Source organism: Pseudomonas lini (genome assembly GCF_001042905.1).
In the GTDB taxonomy this organism is placed as follows: Bacteria; Pseudomonadota; Gammaproteobacteria; order Pseudomonadales; family Pseudomonadaceae; genus Aquipseudomonas; species Aquipseudomonas lini.
This window is the reverse complement of the sequence record NZ_JYLB01000005.1, coordinates 475,102-491,672: the sequence shown is the minus strand read 5'-3', so window position 1 is coordinate 491,672 and position 16,571 is coordinate 475,102. Positions and strand designations below refer to the sequence as shown.

Genomic DNA, 16,571 nt, shown 5'->3' with positions numbered 1-16,571 from the left:
CCCATCATGAAACGCGAATTACTGCTTAGCCTGACCCTCTCGATGTTAGCCAGCACCGCTTTTGCTTTGCCGGCCGCTGATCAGGCCACTCCACAAGTCAAAGACAGCCACTCGGTGTTCAGCCAGACCGTTGCCGCTGATGGTTCCGACCGCACTCCACAAGGTCAGACCCTGGCCGAAGGTGGCAATGATCGCCTGAAAGAAAAAGGCCTGATCACTCAAGATGGCTCGGATCGTACTCCACAAGGTCAAACCCTGGCTGCCGACGGCTCCGACCGCACTCCACAAGGCCAGACCCTGGCTGCCGACGGCTCCGATCGCACTCCACAAGGCCAAACCCTGGCCGCTGACGGTACCGATCGCACCCCACAAGGCCAGACCCTGGCTGCTGACGGTTCCGACCGCACTCCACAAGGCCAAACCCTTGCTGAAGGTGGTTCCGATCGCACTCCACAAGGCCAGACCCTTGCTGAAGGTGGTGGTGACCGTGTAATCGAACGCAACAGCGCTGTGAGCTAAGCCCATGGCGGCCCCGAAAAAAAGCCCAATCCCCGGATTGGGCTTTTGACTTCATAAAAGCTGCATTTCCCCGCGTGATCCCCCGATAGTCGTTCGACGCCAGCGAAGCCGATTTGCTAGAGTGCGCCGCTGTCCCTGTCCAGAAAACACCTTTGCGATGCTGCCCCGCGCCGAACAGAAACAACAGACCCGCAACGCCCTGATGGACGCTGCCCGCCACTTGATGGAAAGCGGCCGAGGATTCGGCAGCCTGAGCCTGCGCGAAGTGAGCCGAACCGCCGGGATCGTCCCCACCGGTTTCTACCGGCATTTCGCCGACATGGATGAATTGGGCCTGGTGCTCGTGAGCGAAGTCGGTCAGACCTTCCGTGAAACCATCCGCCTGGTGCGCCATAACGAGTTCGTCATGGGCGGCATCATCGACGCCTCGGTGCGGATCTTTCTCGACGTGGTCACGGCCAATCGCTCGCAGTTCCTGTTTCTTGCCCGCGAACAGTACGGCGGCTCGCTGCCGGTGCGCCAAGCCATTGGCCGCTTGCGCGAAGACATCAGCTCGGACTTGGCGGCGGACTTGTCGCTGATGCCGAAACTGCAGCATCTGGACATCGCGGGGCTGGGTGTCATGGCTGATCTGATCGTCAAGAGCGTGTTCGCGACCCTGCCGGACATTATTGATCCACCGGCGCAAGCGTTGCCGGAGCATTTGACGCCACAGGCGAAGATTACTCAGCAGTTGCGCTTCATCTTTATCGGACTGAAGCATTGGCAGGGACTCGGCAGTACCGAGTGACCTGTTAAAAGATCGCAGCCTTCGGCAGCTCCTACGTGGATCGCATTTCCCTGTAGGAGCTGCCGAAGGCTGCGATCTTTTTTATGCGCCGCAAATCGGTGCAGCAAATCCTGTCACGCACCAAGTTGCGGCAACATCCAGCATCGCCAACCAAGTACCGACAGGCATTTCCTACGCCTCCCCCGATTGGCAAGCCCCTTGCTCTAGCCCTGAGCATTGTCCATTGCTGGAAGCCTTCCGATGCTGGTGATTCATCGCAGAATCGACCCTCAACCCGTCTGGGCCGCCGAGTTGCACCTGACTTTCGAAGCCCGGAGCAAAAGCCGTTTGCGCTGTTTCAGTGCCGAAGGTGAGGACGTCGGGTTATTTTTGGAGCGCGGTCAGCCGCCGCTGTATGACGGCGAATGCCTGCAAGCCGAAGACGGGCGCGTCGTTCGCGTCTGCGCTCGCCCCGAACAACTGCTGCACGTCACCTGCGCCAACGCCTTCGAACTGACCCGCGCCGCCTATCACCTGGGCAACCGCCATGTGGCCTTGCAAGTCGGTGATGGCTGGCTGCGCCTGCTCGACGATTACGTGCTCAAGGCCATGCTCGAACAGCTTGATGCCAAGGTCGAGAACATCGAAGCGCCGTTCCAGCCGGAACACGGTGCTTACGGCGGCGGTCATCACCACTCGCGCCATGGCGATGAGGATTTCAACTACCCGCCGAAACTGCACCAGTTCGGCGTGCGTTTATGAATCCAGCCTGGGCACTGCTGCGTCTGGCCAGCCCGCAGCTGCCGATTGGCGGATACAGCTATTCCCAGGGTTTGGAGATGGCTGTGGATAACGGCCGCGTGAACGACCCCGACAGCGCGCGGCGCTGGATCAGCGATCAGTTGCTGCTCAATCTCGCGCGTTTCGACGCGCCGCTACTGCTCGCCCATTGCACCGCTGCGGCTGAAGAAAACTGGGCCGAACTGCTGCAACGCTGTGAAGAGCATCGCGCCAGCCGGGAAACCCGTGAGCTGCATCAGGAAAGTCGGCAGATGGGTTATTCGTTGAAGCAACTGCTCAACGGTTTACCGGAACTGGATGCGCCGGCCCGGGCCTTTCTCGACCAATGCCCTGAACCGCATCTGGCCCTTGGCTGGGCGCTGGCGGCCCGCGCCTGGCAGATCAGCCCGCAAGATGCGCTGGCCGCCTGGCTCTGGAGCTGGCTGGAAAACCAATTGGCGGTGCTGATGAAAACCCTGCCCCTGGGCCAGCAAGCCGCGCAGCGCCTGACCAGCGAACTGCTGCCGCTGCTGCAACAGGCCCAGCAAGACGCCACCCGAATCAACCCCGAACACATTGGCAGCGCCGCTTTCGGCCTGTCGCTGGCGTGCATGGCCCATGAGCGCCAGTACAGCCGACTGTTCCGTTCCTAGGGCCTTTTACTTTGGAGAATCACATGAATGCACAACCTCTGCGCGTCGGCATCGGCGGCCCGGTCGGTTCCGGCAAAACCGCCCTGACCCTGGCCCTGTGCCTGGCCTTGCGTGACCGCTACAACCTCGCCGTGGTGACCAACGACATCTACACCCGCGAAGACGCCGACTTTCTGGTGCGTAACGAAGCCCTGGCGCCTGAGCGAATCATCGGCGTGGAGACCGGCGGCTGCCCGCACACGGCGATCCGCGAAGATGCCTCGATCAACCTTGAAGCCGTGGATCAACTGAACCGACGCTTCCCGGGGCTGGACCTGATTCTGGTGGAGTCCGGTGGTGACAACCTCTCGGCCACCTTCAGCCCGGAACTGTCGGACCTGACCATCTACGTGATCGACGTTTCGGCCGGCGACAAGCTACCGCGCAAGGGTGGGCCGGGGATCTGCAAATCCGATTTGCTGGTGATCAACAAGATCGACCTCGCACCGCTGGTAGGCGCCTCGCTAGAAATGATGGACAGCGACACCCAACGCATGCGCAACGGCAAACCGTTCGTCTTCAGCAACCAGAAAACCGGCCAGGGCCTGGAAGCAATCATTGCCTTCATCGAACGCCAGGGCTTGCTGACTGCGGCCTGATCACACTTATCAACAAGGAAGCTTATCCATGACACTGAAACGCATTCTGGGCGCCATGGCCCTGCTGCTGACCCCGGCCATCGCGTTCGCTCACCCGGGCCACGGCGACAATGGCTTGATGGCCGGCATCAGCCACCCGATCGGCGGCCTCGATCATTTGCTGGCAATGGTTGCCGTGGGCTTGTGGGCCGCGCAGCAGAAAGGCGCCGCGCGTTGGGCGCTGCCGTGCACGTTCGTGGGCACGATGCTGATCGGCGGCCTGCTGGGTTTTGAAGGGCTGAACCTGCCGGCGCTGGAAAGCGGGATTGCTGCCTCGGTATTGGCGTTAGGCCTGGCGGTGGCTTTGGCGGTGCGTCCGCCGTTGAGCCTGGCGGTGGGTGCGACCGCATTGTTCGCGCTGTTTCATGGCGTGGCGCATGGTCTGGAGTTGCCGGATATGACGAGCCCTTGGGCGTATGCGGCTGGGTTTGTGGTGGCGACGGCGGCGTTGCATGCAGCGGGTTATGCGGTGGTTCGCGTGCTGCCTCAAGCGGCAGCACCACTGGTTCGGCTGGCGGGTGCGGCTTCGGCGACGACTGGGGTGTGGTTGCTGGCGGGTTGATTTCTTTATCGTCAGTTATGGCCTCTTCGCGGGCAAGCCTCGCTCCTACAGGAATTGTGTTGGTCGCGGTGCGCGGACAACAAATAACCTGTAGGAGCGAGGCTTGCCCGCGAAGGCGGCCTGACAGACACCGCCTCTCTCAAGCCTGCCTCTCTGCTACCATGTCGCGCAATCGCCCCTGCCGTGACGACGCCAGCCAATGCCCTCTGTTTCCCGCTCTGCTTCCCAGCCTGAATTGACCGCCCTGTTCGCCTCGGTGCAACAGCACTTCCAGGACGTGATCGTGCCTCTCTGGCAGGGCCCCGGCTGGAACGCCGACATGGCATTGCCGTATGAAGCGCTGGACGCCGAGCATCAGCCGCTGCCACCGCAGCGCTACCGGGCCATGGCTTGCGCGCGGCAGCTGTACCTGTTTTCCAGCCTGATCGGCCAAGTGCCTGAGGCCGAAGAACGGGCGGCGGCACTGTTCCGCTCCTTGCAACAGCATTTCCACGATGCCGAGCATGGCGGCTGGTTCTACAGCATCGACCCGCAAGGTGCGCCGCTGGATCAGCGCAAAGACCTCTACACCCACGCCTTCATCCTGTTCGCCTGCGCCCATTACTGGGACAAGGTTCGCGAACCGCTGGTGGAGTCGGTGCTCAACGCCACGCTGGAAGTGTTGGCGCAGCGCTTCGCCACAGGCGACGGCCTGTACGAAGCCAGCCTGGACCGTGATTGGTCCTCGCTCAACTCCGGGCCGCTGCAGAATCCATTGATGCATTTGGCCGAAGCCTTCCTCGCCATCCTTTCGGTGCGCGAGGACGTTGCTGTGCAGAGCGCGCTTCTCAAGTTATGCACAGCCATGCAGAAGCGCTTCATCGATCCGCAGCACGCGGTATTGATGGAAAAGCCGCTGGGCGCTGTGGATAACTGGTTCGAGCCAGGCCATCAGTTTGAATGGTATTTCCTGCTGGAGTCCTCACCCTTGCTGCGCGGCTCCAAACTGCATGCGTCGCTGGACCGCGCCTTTACGCTTACCGAGCAACTGGGCGTGGATCAGCAGACCGGGGCTGTGCGCGCGATGCTGGAACTGGACGACCATCCTCGTGATGCGACCCAACGCATCTGGGCCCAGGCTGAATACCTGCGAGCCCTGACCTTGCGCCCAGGCAGCGAAGCCTCTGTGCAGCGCCAATTGCAGGCGCTGCAACAGCGCTTTTTGCATGCGGGGGGCTGGTATGAGTGTCGCGATGAACATGGCGAAGTAAGCCGCAAGGACATGCCTTCGACCACGCCTTATCACTTGGCGACCTGTTATCGCGGGTTGGTCAAATATTTGCGCTGACTGGGCGATTGCTTTCGCGGGCAAGCCTCGCTCCTACAGGTCATGTGTCGTTCGCAGAATCGTGATTCAACACAAAACCCGTAGGAGCGAGGCTTGCCCGCGAATAGCCGTTACTCGGTCTCAGGCCTTGGCATTACGCTCAATGGCAAACCCGCTCCAGGTCTGGCTCACCGGCATCAGCTCGAGGCTGTTGATGTTGATATGGGCCGGTGCGTTGAGCACCCAGAAAATGGTTTCGGCGATGTCTTGCGGCTGGATCGGCTCGGCGCCGGCGTAAGTGGCGTTGTAACGCTCCTGGTCACCGGCGAAACGCACCAGCGAGAACTCGCTCTCACACAGGCCCGGTTCGATGTTGCTGACCCGCACGCCCGTACCTTGCAGGTCGCAACGCAGGTTCAGGGAGAACTGTTTGACGAACGCCTTGCTCGCGCCATACACGTGGCTGCCCGGGTACGGGTAGTTGCCGGCGATGGAACCGAGGTTGACGATGCCGGCGCCACGACCGTGAGCGATCAAACGCGGCAACAACAGGCGAGTGCTGTACATCAGACCTTTGATGTTGGTGTCGACCATGGTGTCCCAATCATCAAGATCGCACTTGGGAGCCGGATCCACGCCCAAGGCCAGGCCGGCGTTGTTGATCAGCCCGCGCAACTTGGCAAAGGACGGCGGCAGGTTGGCAATCGCCTCCTCCATGGCCTTGCGATCCCGTACGTCGAGCACCAGGCCATGAACCTCGGTCTGCTTCGACAGCTCGGCGCACAGGGCATTGAGGCGCTCTTCACGACGACCTGTCAGCACCAGTTTCCAGCCGGCTTCGGCAAAACGACGGGCGCAGGCTTCACCAAAACCGGAGGTCGCGCCGGTAATAAACAGGGTGTTGGACATCGTGTTCTCCTTGCTTCGGCTGATCGACAGCCCTTGGAATAGAAAATCAGTTGCCAGCATGCCCGGCCTTATCCACAGCGGCAACCATCGCAAAAACCGTACAAAAAACAATCAACACTGGCAACGCCATATGGGCTGTGGCTTGCAGCCATGTACGCGCACCTTATCCACAGGCCGGTCCACAGTTTCCGGGGGCAAGTGCAAAAGCTGCAAGCCGCTGTCCACAAGGCTTTGCGGGCAGATTAGAAAGTTTTTTGCTTGACCCTCGGGTGCCTGCTGTGTAACCCCGGGCAATTTGCACGACCGAGCGGTCAAACCGACGATGGCGCCAAGCCAGTAACCACGGCCCTCAGCCGACTCTTTCCAGAGTTTAACCACAGACTTATCCACAGGCTTGTCCACCTCGATTCATAGCGTGTTTACCTCTAACAAAAAGGTTGACAAAGCCGGCTCGATGTCCAGCAAAAACACCTGATCAAAAAACAACCACGTCGCTACAAGCCACGGATTCAAAGGCTTTCAGCCAGCTACTCCCACGTTATTCACAGCCAGCTCCACAGCAAACGGGGACAAGTCAAAACCGTGACAAAACAGCAGTTTGCAGCGGCTTTATGTCGCGCTTTGAGAGGTCGTGAATATTGTTTTCCACAATTTCCCTTTACCTCAAAGCACCGTCCCGTGTAGGAGCTGCCGAAGGCTGCGATCTTTTCCACAGACACCTCAAAGCAAGATCAAAAGATCGCAGCCTTCGGCAGCTCCTACGGGAGATTCTGTGGGCAAAAAAAACGCCCTGACGTTGAGTGCGTCAGGGCGTTTTTTGGGGCTCTTCGGTTTAGTGCCCGCCGAGGTAGGCGTTGCGCACCTCATCGTTCACCAGCAGCTCCTTACCGGTGCCGCTGAGGCGGATCTGGCCGTTGACCATCACGTACGCCCGGTCCGACAGTTTGAGGGCGTGGTTGGCGTTCTGCTCCACCAGGAAGATGGTCATACCGGTGCTGGCCAGTTCCCGCAGGGTCGCGAAGATCTGTTTCACCACAATCGGCGCCAACCCCAGGCTCGGCTCATCGAGCAGCAACAGCTTTGGTCGACTCATGAGCGCCCGGGCGATGGCGAGCATTTGTTGCTCGCCACCCGACATGGTCATGGCGCGTTGGGTACGCCGCTCTTCAAGCCGTGGAAACAACTCGAACATGCGCTGCATGTCTTCCTTGGCGTACTTGTCACCGATTGGAATCGTACCCATCAACAGGTTTTCCTCGACGGTCATGTCAGGGAACACCCGCCGGCCTTCCGGCGATTGAGCAATACCGTTGGACGCAATGTAGTGGGATGACTTGTGCGTGATATCCACACCCTGATAGATGATTTGCCCGTCAGCGGCCCGAGGCTGGCCGAAGATCGACATCAGCAGGGTCGATTTGCCGGCGCCGTTGGAGCCGATCAGGCTGACGGTTTCACCTTCATTGATGTGCAACGAGACTTTCTTCAGGGCCTGGATCGGCCCGTAGAACACGTCCAGTTCCTTGAGTTCGAGGATGGGTGCACTCATACCACTTCCTCTTCTTCAGCGCCCAGGTAGGCGGCAATCACTTTCGGGTCGTGTCGAATCGCTTCAGGCCCGCCCTCGGCGATGACAACGCCGTGGTCCAATACAACGATGTGGTCGGAAATACTCATTACCATGCCCATGTCGTGTTCGATCAGCACCACGGTCAGATCGTGCTCGTCGCGCAGCAGCCGGATCATCGCGCTCAGTGCTTCGGTTTCCTGAGGGTTGAGGCCAGCGGCCGGTTCGTCGAGGCAGATGATCTGCGGCCGGGTACACATGGCCCGGGCGATTTCCAGACGGCGTTGCTGACCGTAGGACAGTTCACCGGCCAGGCGGTTGGCGCAGTCCACCAGATCCACCACTTCCAGCCAGTAGAAGGCGTGGTCCAGTGCATCGCTTTCAGCCTTGCGATAGCCCTTGGTGTTGAGGATGCCCGAAAGCAGGTTGCGGTTGACCCACATGTGTTGGGCCACCAGCAGGTTTTCCAGCACCGACATTTCCTTGAACAGGCGAATGTTCTGGAAAGTCCGCGCCAGACCGGCACGGTTGATCAGGTGCGTGCCACCGAACATCTTGTAGTGGAGCCGGCTGACGAAGCTTTTGGGCGAAACGAAATCAACGGCCTTGAACGGTTCCCCGAGCATTTTGATGACATCGGTTTTCACACCATGGGCATTGAGTTCGATGTGCCCGCCGGACGCTTTGTAGAATCCGGTCAGGCAGTTGAACACCGTGGTCTTGCCCGCGCCGTTGGGACCGATCAACGCGAAAATCGAGTTGCGTTTGACTTGCAGGCTCACGTTATTCAGCGCTTTGATGCCGCCAAAGTGCATCATCAGATTTTCGACCGAGAGAACGATTTCTTCGCTCATGGCGCCACTCCTTTACGCGGGGTCACACCGGTGCGGCTGATCCGGATCAGGCCGCGCGGTCGCCAGATCATCATCAACACCATCAGGATGCCGAACAGCAGCACGCGATATTCAGCGAAGCCGCGCAGCAGTTCCGGGGCAACAGTCAGCACGAACGCCGCAATCACCACGCCGATGGTCGAGCCCATGCCGCCGAGTACCACGATGGCGAGGATCAGTGCCGATTCAAAGAAAGTGAACGAGGTCGGGTTAACGAAACCCTGATAAGTGGCGAAGAACACGCCCGCCAGACCGGCAGTCGATGCACCGATGGTGAACGCCGACAGCTTGACCAGTACGTGATTCAGGCCCATGGAACGGCAGGCGATTTCGTCTTCACGCAAGGCTTCCCACGCGCGACCGACTGGCATGCGAGTCAAGCGGTGCTTGATGTACAGCACGGCCAGAACCACCAGGAACAACACCGCGTATATGAAGTAGTACTTCACGTCCGGGTTATAGGCGATGCCGAAGAACTCATGAAACGGGACTCCGCCCTCCTTCGCTCGTTTGCCGAACTCAAGGCCGAAGAACGTCGGCAACGGAGCCGCCATACCGTTCGGACCGCCAGTCAGGGACAGCCAGTTATTGAGGATCAACCGGATGATTTCACCGAACCCCAAGGTCACGATCGCCAGATAGTCACCGTGCAGGCGCAGCACCGGGAAACCCAGGATGCAACCGGCCAACCCGGCAGTGATTGCCGCCAGCGGCAGCACCGTCCAGAAGCCCAGCCCCAGGTATTGATAACCGAGCGCCAGCCCATAGGCACCGATGGCGTAGAACGCCACATAACCCAGGTCGAGCAGGCCGGCCAGGCCGACCACGATGTTCAGCCCCAGGCCCAGCAATACGTAGATCAGCCCAAGGATGACCACGCCCAGCAGGTAGGAGTTGGAGAAAAACGGGAACACCACGGCGATAACGATCATCACCGGGATGATCCAGCGCAAGCGGGATTTGTAATCAGGCGGCAGTACATGGACCCCGGAGCCGGTACTTTCAAAGCCTTCAAGAATTCTCAGGCCCTTGGGGGTTTGCAGGAACAGGCTCAAGGCAAAGCGGCCGGCCATGACGATGGCGACAATCCATGCCACCCGGGTCGCTTCCAGGTTGAAGCCGTAGCCGTCGAGGACTACGCCGACAATCGGGCCGAACACAATCAGGGCCACCAGACCGGCAAGAATCGCGTCAACCAGGCTTCTTTTGAGATCAATGGTTTTTTTAGTGGTTGAAGACATCGCTTACACCTTCGACACAAGAGGACGGCCGAGCAGGCCTTGGGGCCGAAAGACCAGAACGAGAACGAGCAGCGAGAAGCTGAAAACGTCTTTGTAGTCCGAGTTGACCAATCCGGAGAACAGCGACTCGGAAATCCCGAGAATGATTCCGCCGAGCATCGCTCCAGGCAGCGAACCGATCCCACCGAGCACCGCGGCGGTGAACGCCTTGATGCCAATGATGAAGCCCGCGTAGAAGTCGAATGTGCCGTAGTTCATGGTGATCAGCACGCCGGCCAGGGCCGCCATCGCCGCACCGATGATGAACACGTAGGAAATTACCCGATCGGTGTTGATCCCCAGGATCGAGGCCATCTTGCGGTCTTGCTGGGTGGCGCGGCACATACGGCCGAGCTTGGTGTACTTGATGACGTAGGTCAGCAGGGCCATCCCGACAAACGCTGCAATCAGAATAAAGATCTTGGTGTAGGTAAGCTGGACGAAGCCGGTCCCGACCTCAACTCGCCATGCACCGGTCAGCAGTGTTGGTACCCCCTGTTGACGGGCGCCTTGGGAAATTTGTGCATAGTTTTGCAGGATCAGCGAAATACCGATGGCGCTGATCAGCGGTGCCAGTCGGGTGGAGTTGCGCAGCGGTTTGTAGGCGACGCGCTCGATGACCCAGCCATACACCGCCGTGACGATGATGGTGAAGACCAGTGTGCCAAGCATCAGCAGGGGGAAGGATTCAATACCGAAGTATGCCAGCAGAGCCAGACTGATTGCCGCGAGGTAAGCGGAAATCATGTAAACCTCGCCGTGGGCGAAGTTGATCATGCCGATGATGCCATAGACCATTGTGTAGCCGATGGCGATCAGGCCATAGACCGACCCGAGGGTCAGGCCGTTGACCAGTTGCTGCAGGAAAATACCATCCATAACGCAATCTCACGCAGTGAGAACCTGCACGCCTGTGCGTTGTGCGGTTCTTCTAGGGAAAATACAGATTTACGTCGGAGCAATGTCAGACGCGATCATCCCAGACACCACCGCCCCTGTGGGAGCTGCCTTGCCAGCGATAGCGGTAGAACATTCAACAAAATTGTCGTCTGTCAGGCCATCATCGCGGGCAAGCCCGCTCCCACAGGGAACTGAGGGATCAGGCGATCGCGTCAGCCCTTACTTCTGTTTTTCCAGCTGGTGGTATTTGCCATCCTTGTCCCACTGGTAAACCACGTAGTCGGAGACTTTCAGGTCGCCCTTGGCGTCCCAGGTCTTCTCGCCCATCACGGTTTTGACCGGGTTTTTCTTCAGCCACTCGGCGGCTTTCTCGCCACTGTTGGATTTGGAGCCATTGAAGGCTGCGGCCAGGGCCTGGACCGAAGCATAGGCGTACAGGGTGTAGCCTTCAGGCTCGGTGCCTTTCTTGCGGAACTCGTCCACTACGGTCTTGCTGTCTGGCAGCATGCGTGGGTCGGCACCAAAGGTCATCAGCACGCCGTCAACGAATTGCGGACCGCCAGCGGTGGTCACCAGCTCGTCGGTTACGATGCCGTCGTCGGACATGAACTTGACGTCTTTGAGACCTTGCTCACGCAGTTGACGAACCAGAGGACCGGCTTCCGGGTGCAGGCCACCGAAGTAAACGACGTCGGCGCCAGCGCCGCGGATTTTGGTGACGATGGTGCTGAAGTCTTTTTCGCCACGGGTCAGGCCTTCATACAGCACCGGCTTCACGCCGCGCTTTTCCAGCTGGGCCTTGGTGGCGTCCGCCAGACCTTGGCCGTAGGTGTCCTTGTCGTGCAGGACCACCACTTTCTTGCCCTTGAGTATGTCGACGATGTAGTCGCCGGCCACGATGCCTTGCTGGTCGTCACGCCCACACATACGGAACATGGCACTCAGGCCGCGCTCGGTAACAGCCGGGTTGGTGGAACCTGGAGTGATCGCGATAATGCCTGCTTCGTCGTAGATCTCGGAGGCCGGGATGGTCGACGAGGAACAGAAGTGACCGACTACGCCAGCGACTTTCTGGTTGGTCAGGTCCTTGGCGACCGTCACAGCCTGTTTCGGTTCGCAGGCGTCATCGCCTTTGACCAGTACGATTTTTTCCCCGTTTACACCGCCAGCGGCGTTGACCGCATCAGCCGCTGCCTGCGCACCCTTCATGTACTGCTCGCCAAATGCCGCGTTGGCGCCCGTCATTGGACCCGCTACGCCGATCTTGATGTCAGCCTGAGCAAACGCAGAAACACCCAACGCAGTTGCCACTGCGAGGGCCAGAAAGCCTTTCTTGTAAAACGTCTGGGACATGAGGTGGTGCTCCAAGGTTTTTTTTAGTTGGCACTGCGACTTCACTGAATGCTCAGAGCAAGGGCCGTGCCATCGGTTTTTTATTCTTAAAAAAGTCGCTGCCTTGTTGTTATTTCGACTGTTTCGGGCCCATTTTCATTGGGCGTGCAACCGTCTAAACCGCGGGAGGTGAAACCATTTATTTTTAAAGGCGCAACCCGCGCGCGCCATCATTGCAACCGCAGCGCCAAACAATGTGCAACCAGCCTGTAACAGCTCGCGTCACCGAACTGCACACTACTGGTGCGGAACTGCTACAACCCGCACCACTACAGGCTAGCCGCTTCGCTGAAAAGCGCCGCTTCCAGCAACATATTTCAACAATCAGATGACGATCCGCAGGCACTGGCCTGCGTGATACAGCGAAAATCCAGCCTCATACAGGCAGCTTCGCAGCCCCACACCCGCCAATGGCTGCATGGGCGCGAACGGAATCGGCAAAGCCTGAGGATTTCCATTACACAAATAATCGGCAAAGGCTTTGCCGACCACTGTACCGGTGGTCACGCCCCGACCGTTGTAACCGGTGACAGCCACTAAACCCGGCGCCGGCTCGAACAGGCGCATCAAATGATCGGGGGTGAAGGCGATGCAACCGGTCCAGGTGCATTCCCACTCCACCGGCTTCAGGTACGGGAAGTAATGCTGCTGAACGCGGTCAGCCCAGGCTTTCAGGAACCAGGTCGGTTTCTGGTTGCCATTGCCGAGACTGCCGAGTAACAGTCGCCCGTCCTTGTCTCGCCGAATACTACTGAGCACCTGCCGGGTGTCCCAGGAACCCTGACCTCCGGGCAGAATCTGTTGCGCGGCGTCTTCGGTCAGCGGCACCGAAGCCACTTGATAGTAATAACCGGGGAAAAAGTTGCGCCGCAGCTCCGTCCAGTCACCTTCGGTATAGGCGTTGGAGGCGATGACCACCTGCTCGGCCAGCACCGAACCCTGGGCGGTTTGCACCGACCAACGCTGGCCCTGACGTTCGAGCCGGGTCACCGGGGAGTGATCGAACAGCTGACCGCCAAGGCTGATGGCCGCGTTGGCCAGCCCCGTGGTGTAGGCCATCGGGTTGATCGTGCCGGCACGCCGATCGAGCAAGGCGGCGGCAATTTTTTTGGTGCCCGTTGCTTGCTCGCAGGCTTGACCGGTTAGTAGTTCCACCGGCGCACCGCGACGTTTCCATTGTTCTTCGCGACTGCGCAGATCCGCTTCGCCACGCGCGTTGTGCGCCATGTGCAGCGTGCCTTCGCGGCGTAACTGGCAATCGATGGTGTATTTGTCGACCAGGCTGAACACCAGCGACGGCGCCGCACCCAGCATGCGGTTGAGCTGACTGCCGACCGCCTCGCCGAAGCCTGCTTCGATTTCATCCGGTGGAATCCACATCCCGGCGTTGACCAGCCCGACGTTACGCCCCGAACCGCCATGCCCGGCGCGATGCGCTTCCAGCACACAAACACGTTTACCTTGTTCCAGCAGATGCACCGCCGCCGACAGCCCGGTGAAACCGGCACCGATGACGCAGACATCCACCGTCACCTCGCCTTTGAGCGCCGCGTTGTCGGGCCTTTGCGGCGTCAGTTTTTCCCACAGACACTCTTCGCGTAACGGCATTGCCAGACTCCAACAGAAACCTAACAAACACATCCATTCCAGTGTGGGAGCGGGCTTGCTCGCGAAGGCGTCCGTGTATTCAGTATCTATGTAACTGAAAGACCGCTTTCGCGAGCAAGCCCGCTCCCACATTGGATTTTCATTGGATCAAAGATCTGAGCTCATTTCAGTCGAACGTAATCCCCTGAGCCAACGGCAATTCCAGCGAATAGTTCACGGTATTGGTCTGACGGCGCATGTATCCGCGCCATGCATCCGAACCGGACTCACGACCACCGCCCGTCTCCTTCTCGCCGCCAAACGCGCCACCGATCTCTGCGCCGCTCGGGCCGATGTTGACGTTGGCGATGCCGCAATCACTGCCCACCGCCGACATGAACCGCTCGGCTTCACGCACGTCGGTGGTGAAAATGCACGACGACAGGCCTTGTGGCACGGCGTTGTTCAGGCGCAGCGCCTCTTCGAAATCGTTGTAACCGATCACGTACAGGATCGGCGCGAAGGTTTCGTCGCGCACCACATCGCTCTGTTCCGGCATTTCGACGATGGCTGGCGAAACGTAGTAAGCGTTGGGGAATTTGTCTTCCAGCTGACGCTTACCGCCAAACACCCGGCCGCCTTCGCTCAAGGCCTGCTCAAGCGCGTCCTGCATGTTTTCGAAGCTGTGTTTGTCGATCAGCGGACCCACCAGATTGCCTTCCAGCGGATGGCCGATGCGCACCTTGGAGTAAGCGGCTTTGAGGCGGGTGATGATTTCTTCCTTCACCGACTCATGGGCGATCAGGCGACGCAAAGTGGTGCAACGCTGACCGGCGGTGCCGACGGCGCTGAACAGAATCGCCCGTACGGCCATGTCCAGATCGGCGCTTGGGCCGAGGATCATTGCGTTGTTGCCGCCCAGCTCAAGAATGCTGCGGGCAAAACGTGCAGCGATTTTCGGTGCCACTTCGCGGCCCATGCGGGTGCTGCCGGTGGCGCTGACCAGCGCGACACGCGGGTCATCGACCAAGGCTTCGCCAGCATCGCGACCACCGATGATCACTTGGCTCAGGTGTGGCGGGGCATCGCTGAAATTTTTCAGGACGCGATCAAACAGCGCCTGGCAGGCCAATGCGGTCAGCGGGGTTTTCTCCGACGGTTTCCAGATCACCGGGTTACCGCAGACCAGCGCCAGCGTGGCGTTCCAGGCCCAAACGGCGACCGGGAAGTTGAACGCACTGATCACGCCAACGACGCCCAGCGGGTGCCAGGTTTCGCGCATATGGTGGCCAGGACGCTCGGAGGCGATGGTCAAACCGTACAGCTGACGGGACAGACCGACCGCGAAGTCGCAGATGTCGATCATTTCCTGAACTTCACCCAAACCTTCCTGAGTGATCTTGCCAGCTTCCCAGGACACCAGCTCACCGAGGTCGGCTTTGTACTCGCGCAGGATGTCGCCCAATTGACGCACCAATTCGCCACGGCGCGGCGCCGGAACCTTGCGCCACAGTTCGAACGCATGATCTGCGCGACTGATGTGCTGCTCGACTTCAGCGGCGCCTTCCCAGTTCACGGCAGCGATACGGCTGCCATCGATAGGCGAATGCACCGGCACTTTGCCGTTCTGATACAGGGCCGGGTTCACACCAAGACGATCAAGCAATGCGGCAACCATGGGTCACTCCTCAAGCAAAAAACAGAAGACGTGCAGCCGGATTAACCCGGCTGATCAGACCTGTAGTTTTAGCGCTCCCGAGGTTACCCAACAAACGACCTTTAAGAGAGATATCATTCCGTTTATTCATGCTGCGAATTTGCCGGTAAAAAAAAGAGCATAGAGAAACAAGAAAAAGGACCACCCATGCTGAATAAACGCTACTTGCCGTCGATCACCGCTCTGCAGTGCTTCGAGGCCGTGACCCGGCATTTGAGCTTCACCCGTGCCGCCGAAGAGCTGAACCTGACGCAGAGCGCCGTGAGCAAACAGGTCGCGCAACTCGAAGAATTGCTGCAACACCTGTTGTTCCGCCGGGTGCGCCGACGCCTGCAAATGACCCCCGCCGGCGATTTGTACCTGGTGGAGGTACGAAAAATCCTCACCCAAGTCGAAATGTCGACCCATTACCTGCGTTCCTACGGCGGTGATACCGAAGTCTTGCGCGTCTCGACGCCTCCGACCTTCGGTGCGCGTTGGCTGGTGCCACGCTTGAAAGGCTGGCGCCTGCGCCATCCGTCGATCCATCTGGACCTTTGCAGCGAACAGGAAGCCGATGATCTGCTGCAAGGTCGCAGCGACTTGGCGTTCTACTTCGGCCAGGGCTCTCGGCCCGGCACCGAAAGCCTGAAGCTGTTTGGCGAGGAACTGGTGCCGGTCTGCGCGCCGGGCAGCCTTCCGGACACGCCGTTCACCGACCCCACGCAACTCACCGACCTGGTCCTGCTGCAAAACGCTTCCCGGCCCCAGGCCTGGCACGACTGGTTCGACAGCCAGGGCTACCACACCGAGCACAGCTACCACGGCCCGCGCTTTGAAACCTTCTACATGTGCATCCGCGCCGCCCAGGTCGGCTGCGGCGTGGCGCTGCTGCCGAAGTTTCTGGTGGAAGAGGAATTGGCCGACGGCAAACTGGTCATTCCCTGGAAGCATGCAATGCCCAGCACCGACGCCTATTACCTGGCGTATCCGGAGCATTCGGCGGAAGTACCCAAGGTGCGGGATTTTGTGAAGTGGATGCTGGAGCAGATTGATAGTCCTGACCTGTCACAAATTTAGT

Annotated in this window: 16 protein-coding genes; 8 read left to right on the top strand and 8 right to left on the bottom strand. The window is 59.5% G+C overall.

All coding sequences use genetic code 11. The features are described 5' to 3' along the window. Nucleotides 1-6 precede the first annotated feature (6 nt). The 7 genes from TU81_RS17580 (at nt 7) to TU81_RS17550 (ending at nt 5,287) form a co-directional block, all read left to right on the top strand. Entirely contained in the window at nt 7-519 is a 513-nt protein-coding gene (locus tag TU81_RS17580) for a WD40 repeat domain-containing protein (protein WP_048396158.1), read from the top strand. A gap of 157 nt (nt 520-676) precedes the next feature. After that, entirely contained in the window at nt 677-1,309 is a 633-nt protein-coding gene (locus TU81_RS17575) for a TetR family transcriptional regulator (RefSeq protein WP_038978739.1), read from the top strand. 240 nt (nt 1,310-1,549) lie between these two features. After that, complete coding sequence (gene ureE, locus TU81_RS17570) at nt 1,550-2,050, top strand: urease accessory protein UreE (RefSeq protein WP_048396157.1); 501 nt, start codon at nt 1,550-1,552, stop codon at nt 2,048-2,050. After that, the gene (locus TU81_RS17565; protein ID WP_048396156.1) at nt 2,047-2,721 is read left to right on the top strand and encodes an urease accessory protein UreF; all 675 of its coding nucleotides are present in this window, start codon (nt 2,047-2,049) and stop codon (nt 2,719-2,721) included. The genes ureE and TU81_RS17565 overlap by 4 nt, the downstream gene beginning before the upstream one ends. 23 nt (nt 2,722-2,744) lie before the next feature. Next, a complete protein-coding gene (gene ureG / locus TU81_RS17560) occupies nt 2,745-3,359 on the top strand; it encodes an urease accessory protein UreG (protein WP_038978736.1) in 615 nt (204 codons plus the stop codon). Between the two features lie 28 nt (nt 3,360-3,387). Further along, nucleotides 3,388-3,960 (top strand): HupE/UreJ family protein, encoded by a 573-nt coding sequence (locus TU81_RS17555; protein ID WP_038978735.1) that lies wholly within the window; start codon nt 3,388-3,390, stop codon nt 3,958-3,960. A gap of 199 nt (nt 3,961-4,159) precedes the next feature. Then, nucleotides 4,160-5,287, top strand: a complete 1,128-nt coding sequence (locus TU81_RS17550) for an AGE family epimerase/isomerase (protein WP_048396155.1) — start codon at nt 4,160-4,162, stop codon at nt 5,285-5,287. Nucleotides 5,288-5,407: 120 nt separating this feature from the next. Here TU81_RS17550 and TU81_RS17545 read toward each other — a convergent pair whose 3' ends face one another. From TU81_RS17545 to amaB, 8 genes are all read right to left on the bottom strand, one after another. After that, complete coding sequence (locus TU81_RS17545) at nt 5,408-6,175, bottom strand: SDR family oxidoreductase (protein WP_038978733.1); 768 nt, start codon at nt 6,173-6,175, stop codon at nt 5,408-5,410. An 832-nt stretch (nt 6,176-7,007) separates the two neighbouring features. After that, complete coding sequence (locus TU81_RS17540; RefSeq protein WP_038978732.1) at nt 7,008-7,724, bottom strand: ABC transporter ATP-binding protein; 717 nt, start codon at nt 7,722-7,724, stop codon at nt 7,008-7,010. Then, nucleotides 7,721-8,596 carry an ABC transporter ATP-binding protein gene (locus TU81_RS17535; RefSeq protein WP_038978731.1) on the bottom strand — a complete coding sequence of 292 codons (876 nt, stop codon included), beginning with the start codon at nt 8,594-8,596 and terminating at the stop codon, nt 7,721-7,723. Before TU81_RS17535 ends, TU81_RS17540 begins: the two co-directional genes overlap by 4 nt. Further along, nucleotides 8,593-9,876, bottom strand: a complete 1,284-nt coding sequence (gene livM, locus TU81_RS17530) for a high-affinity branched-chain amino acid ABC transporter permease LivM (protein ID WP_038978730.1) — start codon at nt 9,874-9,876, stop codon at nt 8,593-8,595. The genes TU81_RS17535 and livM overlap by 4 nt, the downstream gene beginning before the upstream one ends. 3 nt (nt 9,877-9,879) lie before the next feature. After that, entirely contained in the window at nt 9,880-10,794 is a 915-nt protein-coding gene (locus TU81_RS17525) for an ABC transporter permease subunit (RefSeq protein ID WP_030128310.1), read from the bottom strand. Between the two features lie 240 nt (nt 10,795-11,034). Beyond that, complete coding sequence (locus TU81_RS17520) at nt 11,035-12,168, bottom strand: ABC transporter substrate-binding protein (protein WP_038978729.1); 1,134 nt, start codon at nt 12,166-12,168, stop codon at nt 11,035-11,037. Between the two features lie 363 nt (nt 12,169-12,531). Beyond that, nucleotides 12,532-13,815, bottom strand: coding sequence for an L-pipecolate oxidase (gene amaA / locus TU81_RS17515; protein WP_038978728.1), 1,284 nt, complete (start codon nt 13,813-13,815; stop codon nt 12,532-12,534). Between the two features lie 166 nt (nt 13,816-13,981). Then, on the bottom strand, nt 13,982-15,472 hold the full coding sequence (gene amaB / locus TU81_RS17510; protein WP_038978727.1) for an L-piperidine-6-carboxylate dehydrogenase: 1,491 nt from the start codon (nt 15,470-15,472) through the stop codon (nt 13,982-13,984). Nucleotides 15,473-15,658: 186 nt separating this feature from the next. On the opposite strand from amaB, the gene TU81_RS17505 reads away from it, so the two are divergent. After that, nucleotides 15,659-16,570, top strand: a complete 912-nt coding sequence (locus TU81_RS17505) for a LysR family transcriptional regulator (protein ID WP_048396154.1) — start codon at nt 15,659-15,661, stop codon at nt 16,568-16,570. Nucleotide 16,571 lies beyond the last annotated feature (1 nt).

Bases quoted from the DNA above. Each gene is read 5' to 3' on its own strand.
- TU81_RS17550 (WP_048396155.1), top strand. From the start codon at position 4,160: ATGCCCTCTGTTTCCCGCTCTGCTTCCCAGCCTGAATTGACCGCCCTG.
- livM (WP_038978730.1), bottom strand. From the start codon at position 9,876: ATGTCTTCAACCACTAAAAAAACCATTGATCTCAAAAGAAGCCTGGTT.
- ureG (WP_038978736.1), top strand. From the start codon at position 2,745: ATGAATGCACAACCTCTGCGCGTCGGCATCGGCGGCCCGGTCGGTTCC.
- TU81_RS17545 (WP_038978733.1), bottom strand. From the start codon at position 6,175: ATGTCCAACACCCTGTTTATTACCGGCGCGACCTCCGGTTTTGGTGAA.
- TU81_RS17580 (WP_048396158.1), top strand. From the start codon at position 7: ATGAAACGCGAATTACTGCTTAGCCTGACCCTCTCGATGTTAGCCAGC.
- amaB (WP_038978727.1), bottom strand. From the start codon at position 15,472: ATGGTTGCCGCATTGCTTGATCGTCTTGGTGTGAACCCGGCCCTGTAT.
- TU81_RS17565 (WP_048396156.1), top strand. From the start codon at position 2,047: ATGAATCCAGCCTGGGCACTGCTGCGTCTGGCCAGCCCGCAGCTGCCG.
- TU81_RS17575 (WP_038978739.1), top strand. From the start codon at position 677: ATGCTGCCCCGCGCCGAACAGAAACAACAGACCCGCAACGCCCTGATG.
- TU81_RS17555 (WP_038978735.1), top strand. From the start codon at position 3,388: ATGACACTGAAACGCATTCTGGGCGCCATGGCCCTGCTGCTGACCCCG.
- TU81_RS17520 (WP_038978729.1), bottom strand. From the start codon at position 12,168: ATGTCCCAGACGTTTTACAAGAAAGGCTTTCTGGCCCTCGCAGTGGCA.
- ureE (WP_048396157.1), top strand. From the start codon at position 1,550: ATGCTGGTGATTCATCGCAGAATCGACCCTCAACCCGTCTGGGCCGCC.
- TU81_RS17525 (WP_030128310.1), bottom strand. From the start codon at position 10,794: ATGGATGGTATTTTCCTGCAGCAACTGGTCAACGGCCTGACCCTCGGG.
- amaA (WP_038978728.1), bottom strand. From the start codon at position 13,815: ATGCCGTTACGCGAAGAGTGTCTGTGGGAAAAACTGACGCCGCAAAGG.
- TU81_RS17540 (WP_038978732.1), bottom strand. From the start codon at position 7,724: ATGAGTGCACCCATCCTCGAACTCAAGGAACTGGACGTGTTCTACGGG.
- TU81_RS17535 (WP_038978731.1), bottom strand. From the start codon at position 8,596: ATGAGCGAAGAAATCGTTCTCTCGGTCGAAAATCTGATGATGCACTTT.
- TU81_RS17505 (WP_048396154.1), top strand. From the start codon at position 15,659: ATGCTGAATAAACGCTACTTGCCGTCGATCACCGCTCTGCAGTGCTTC.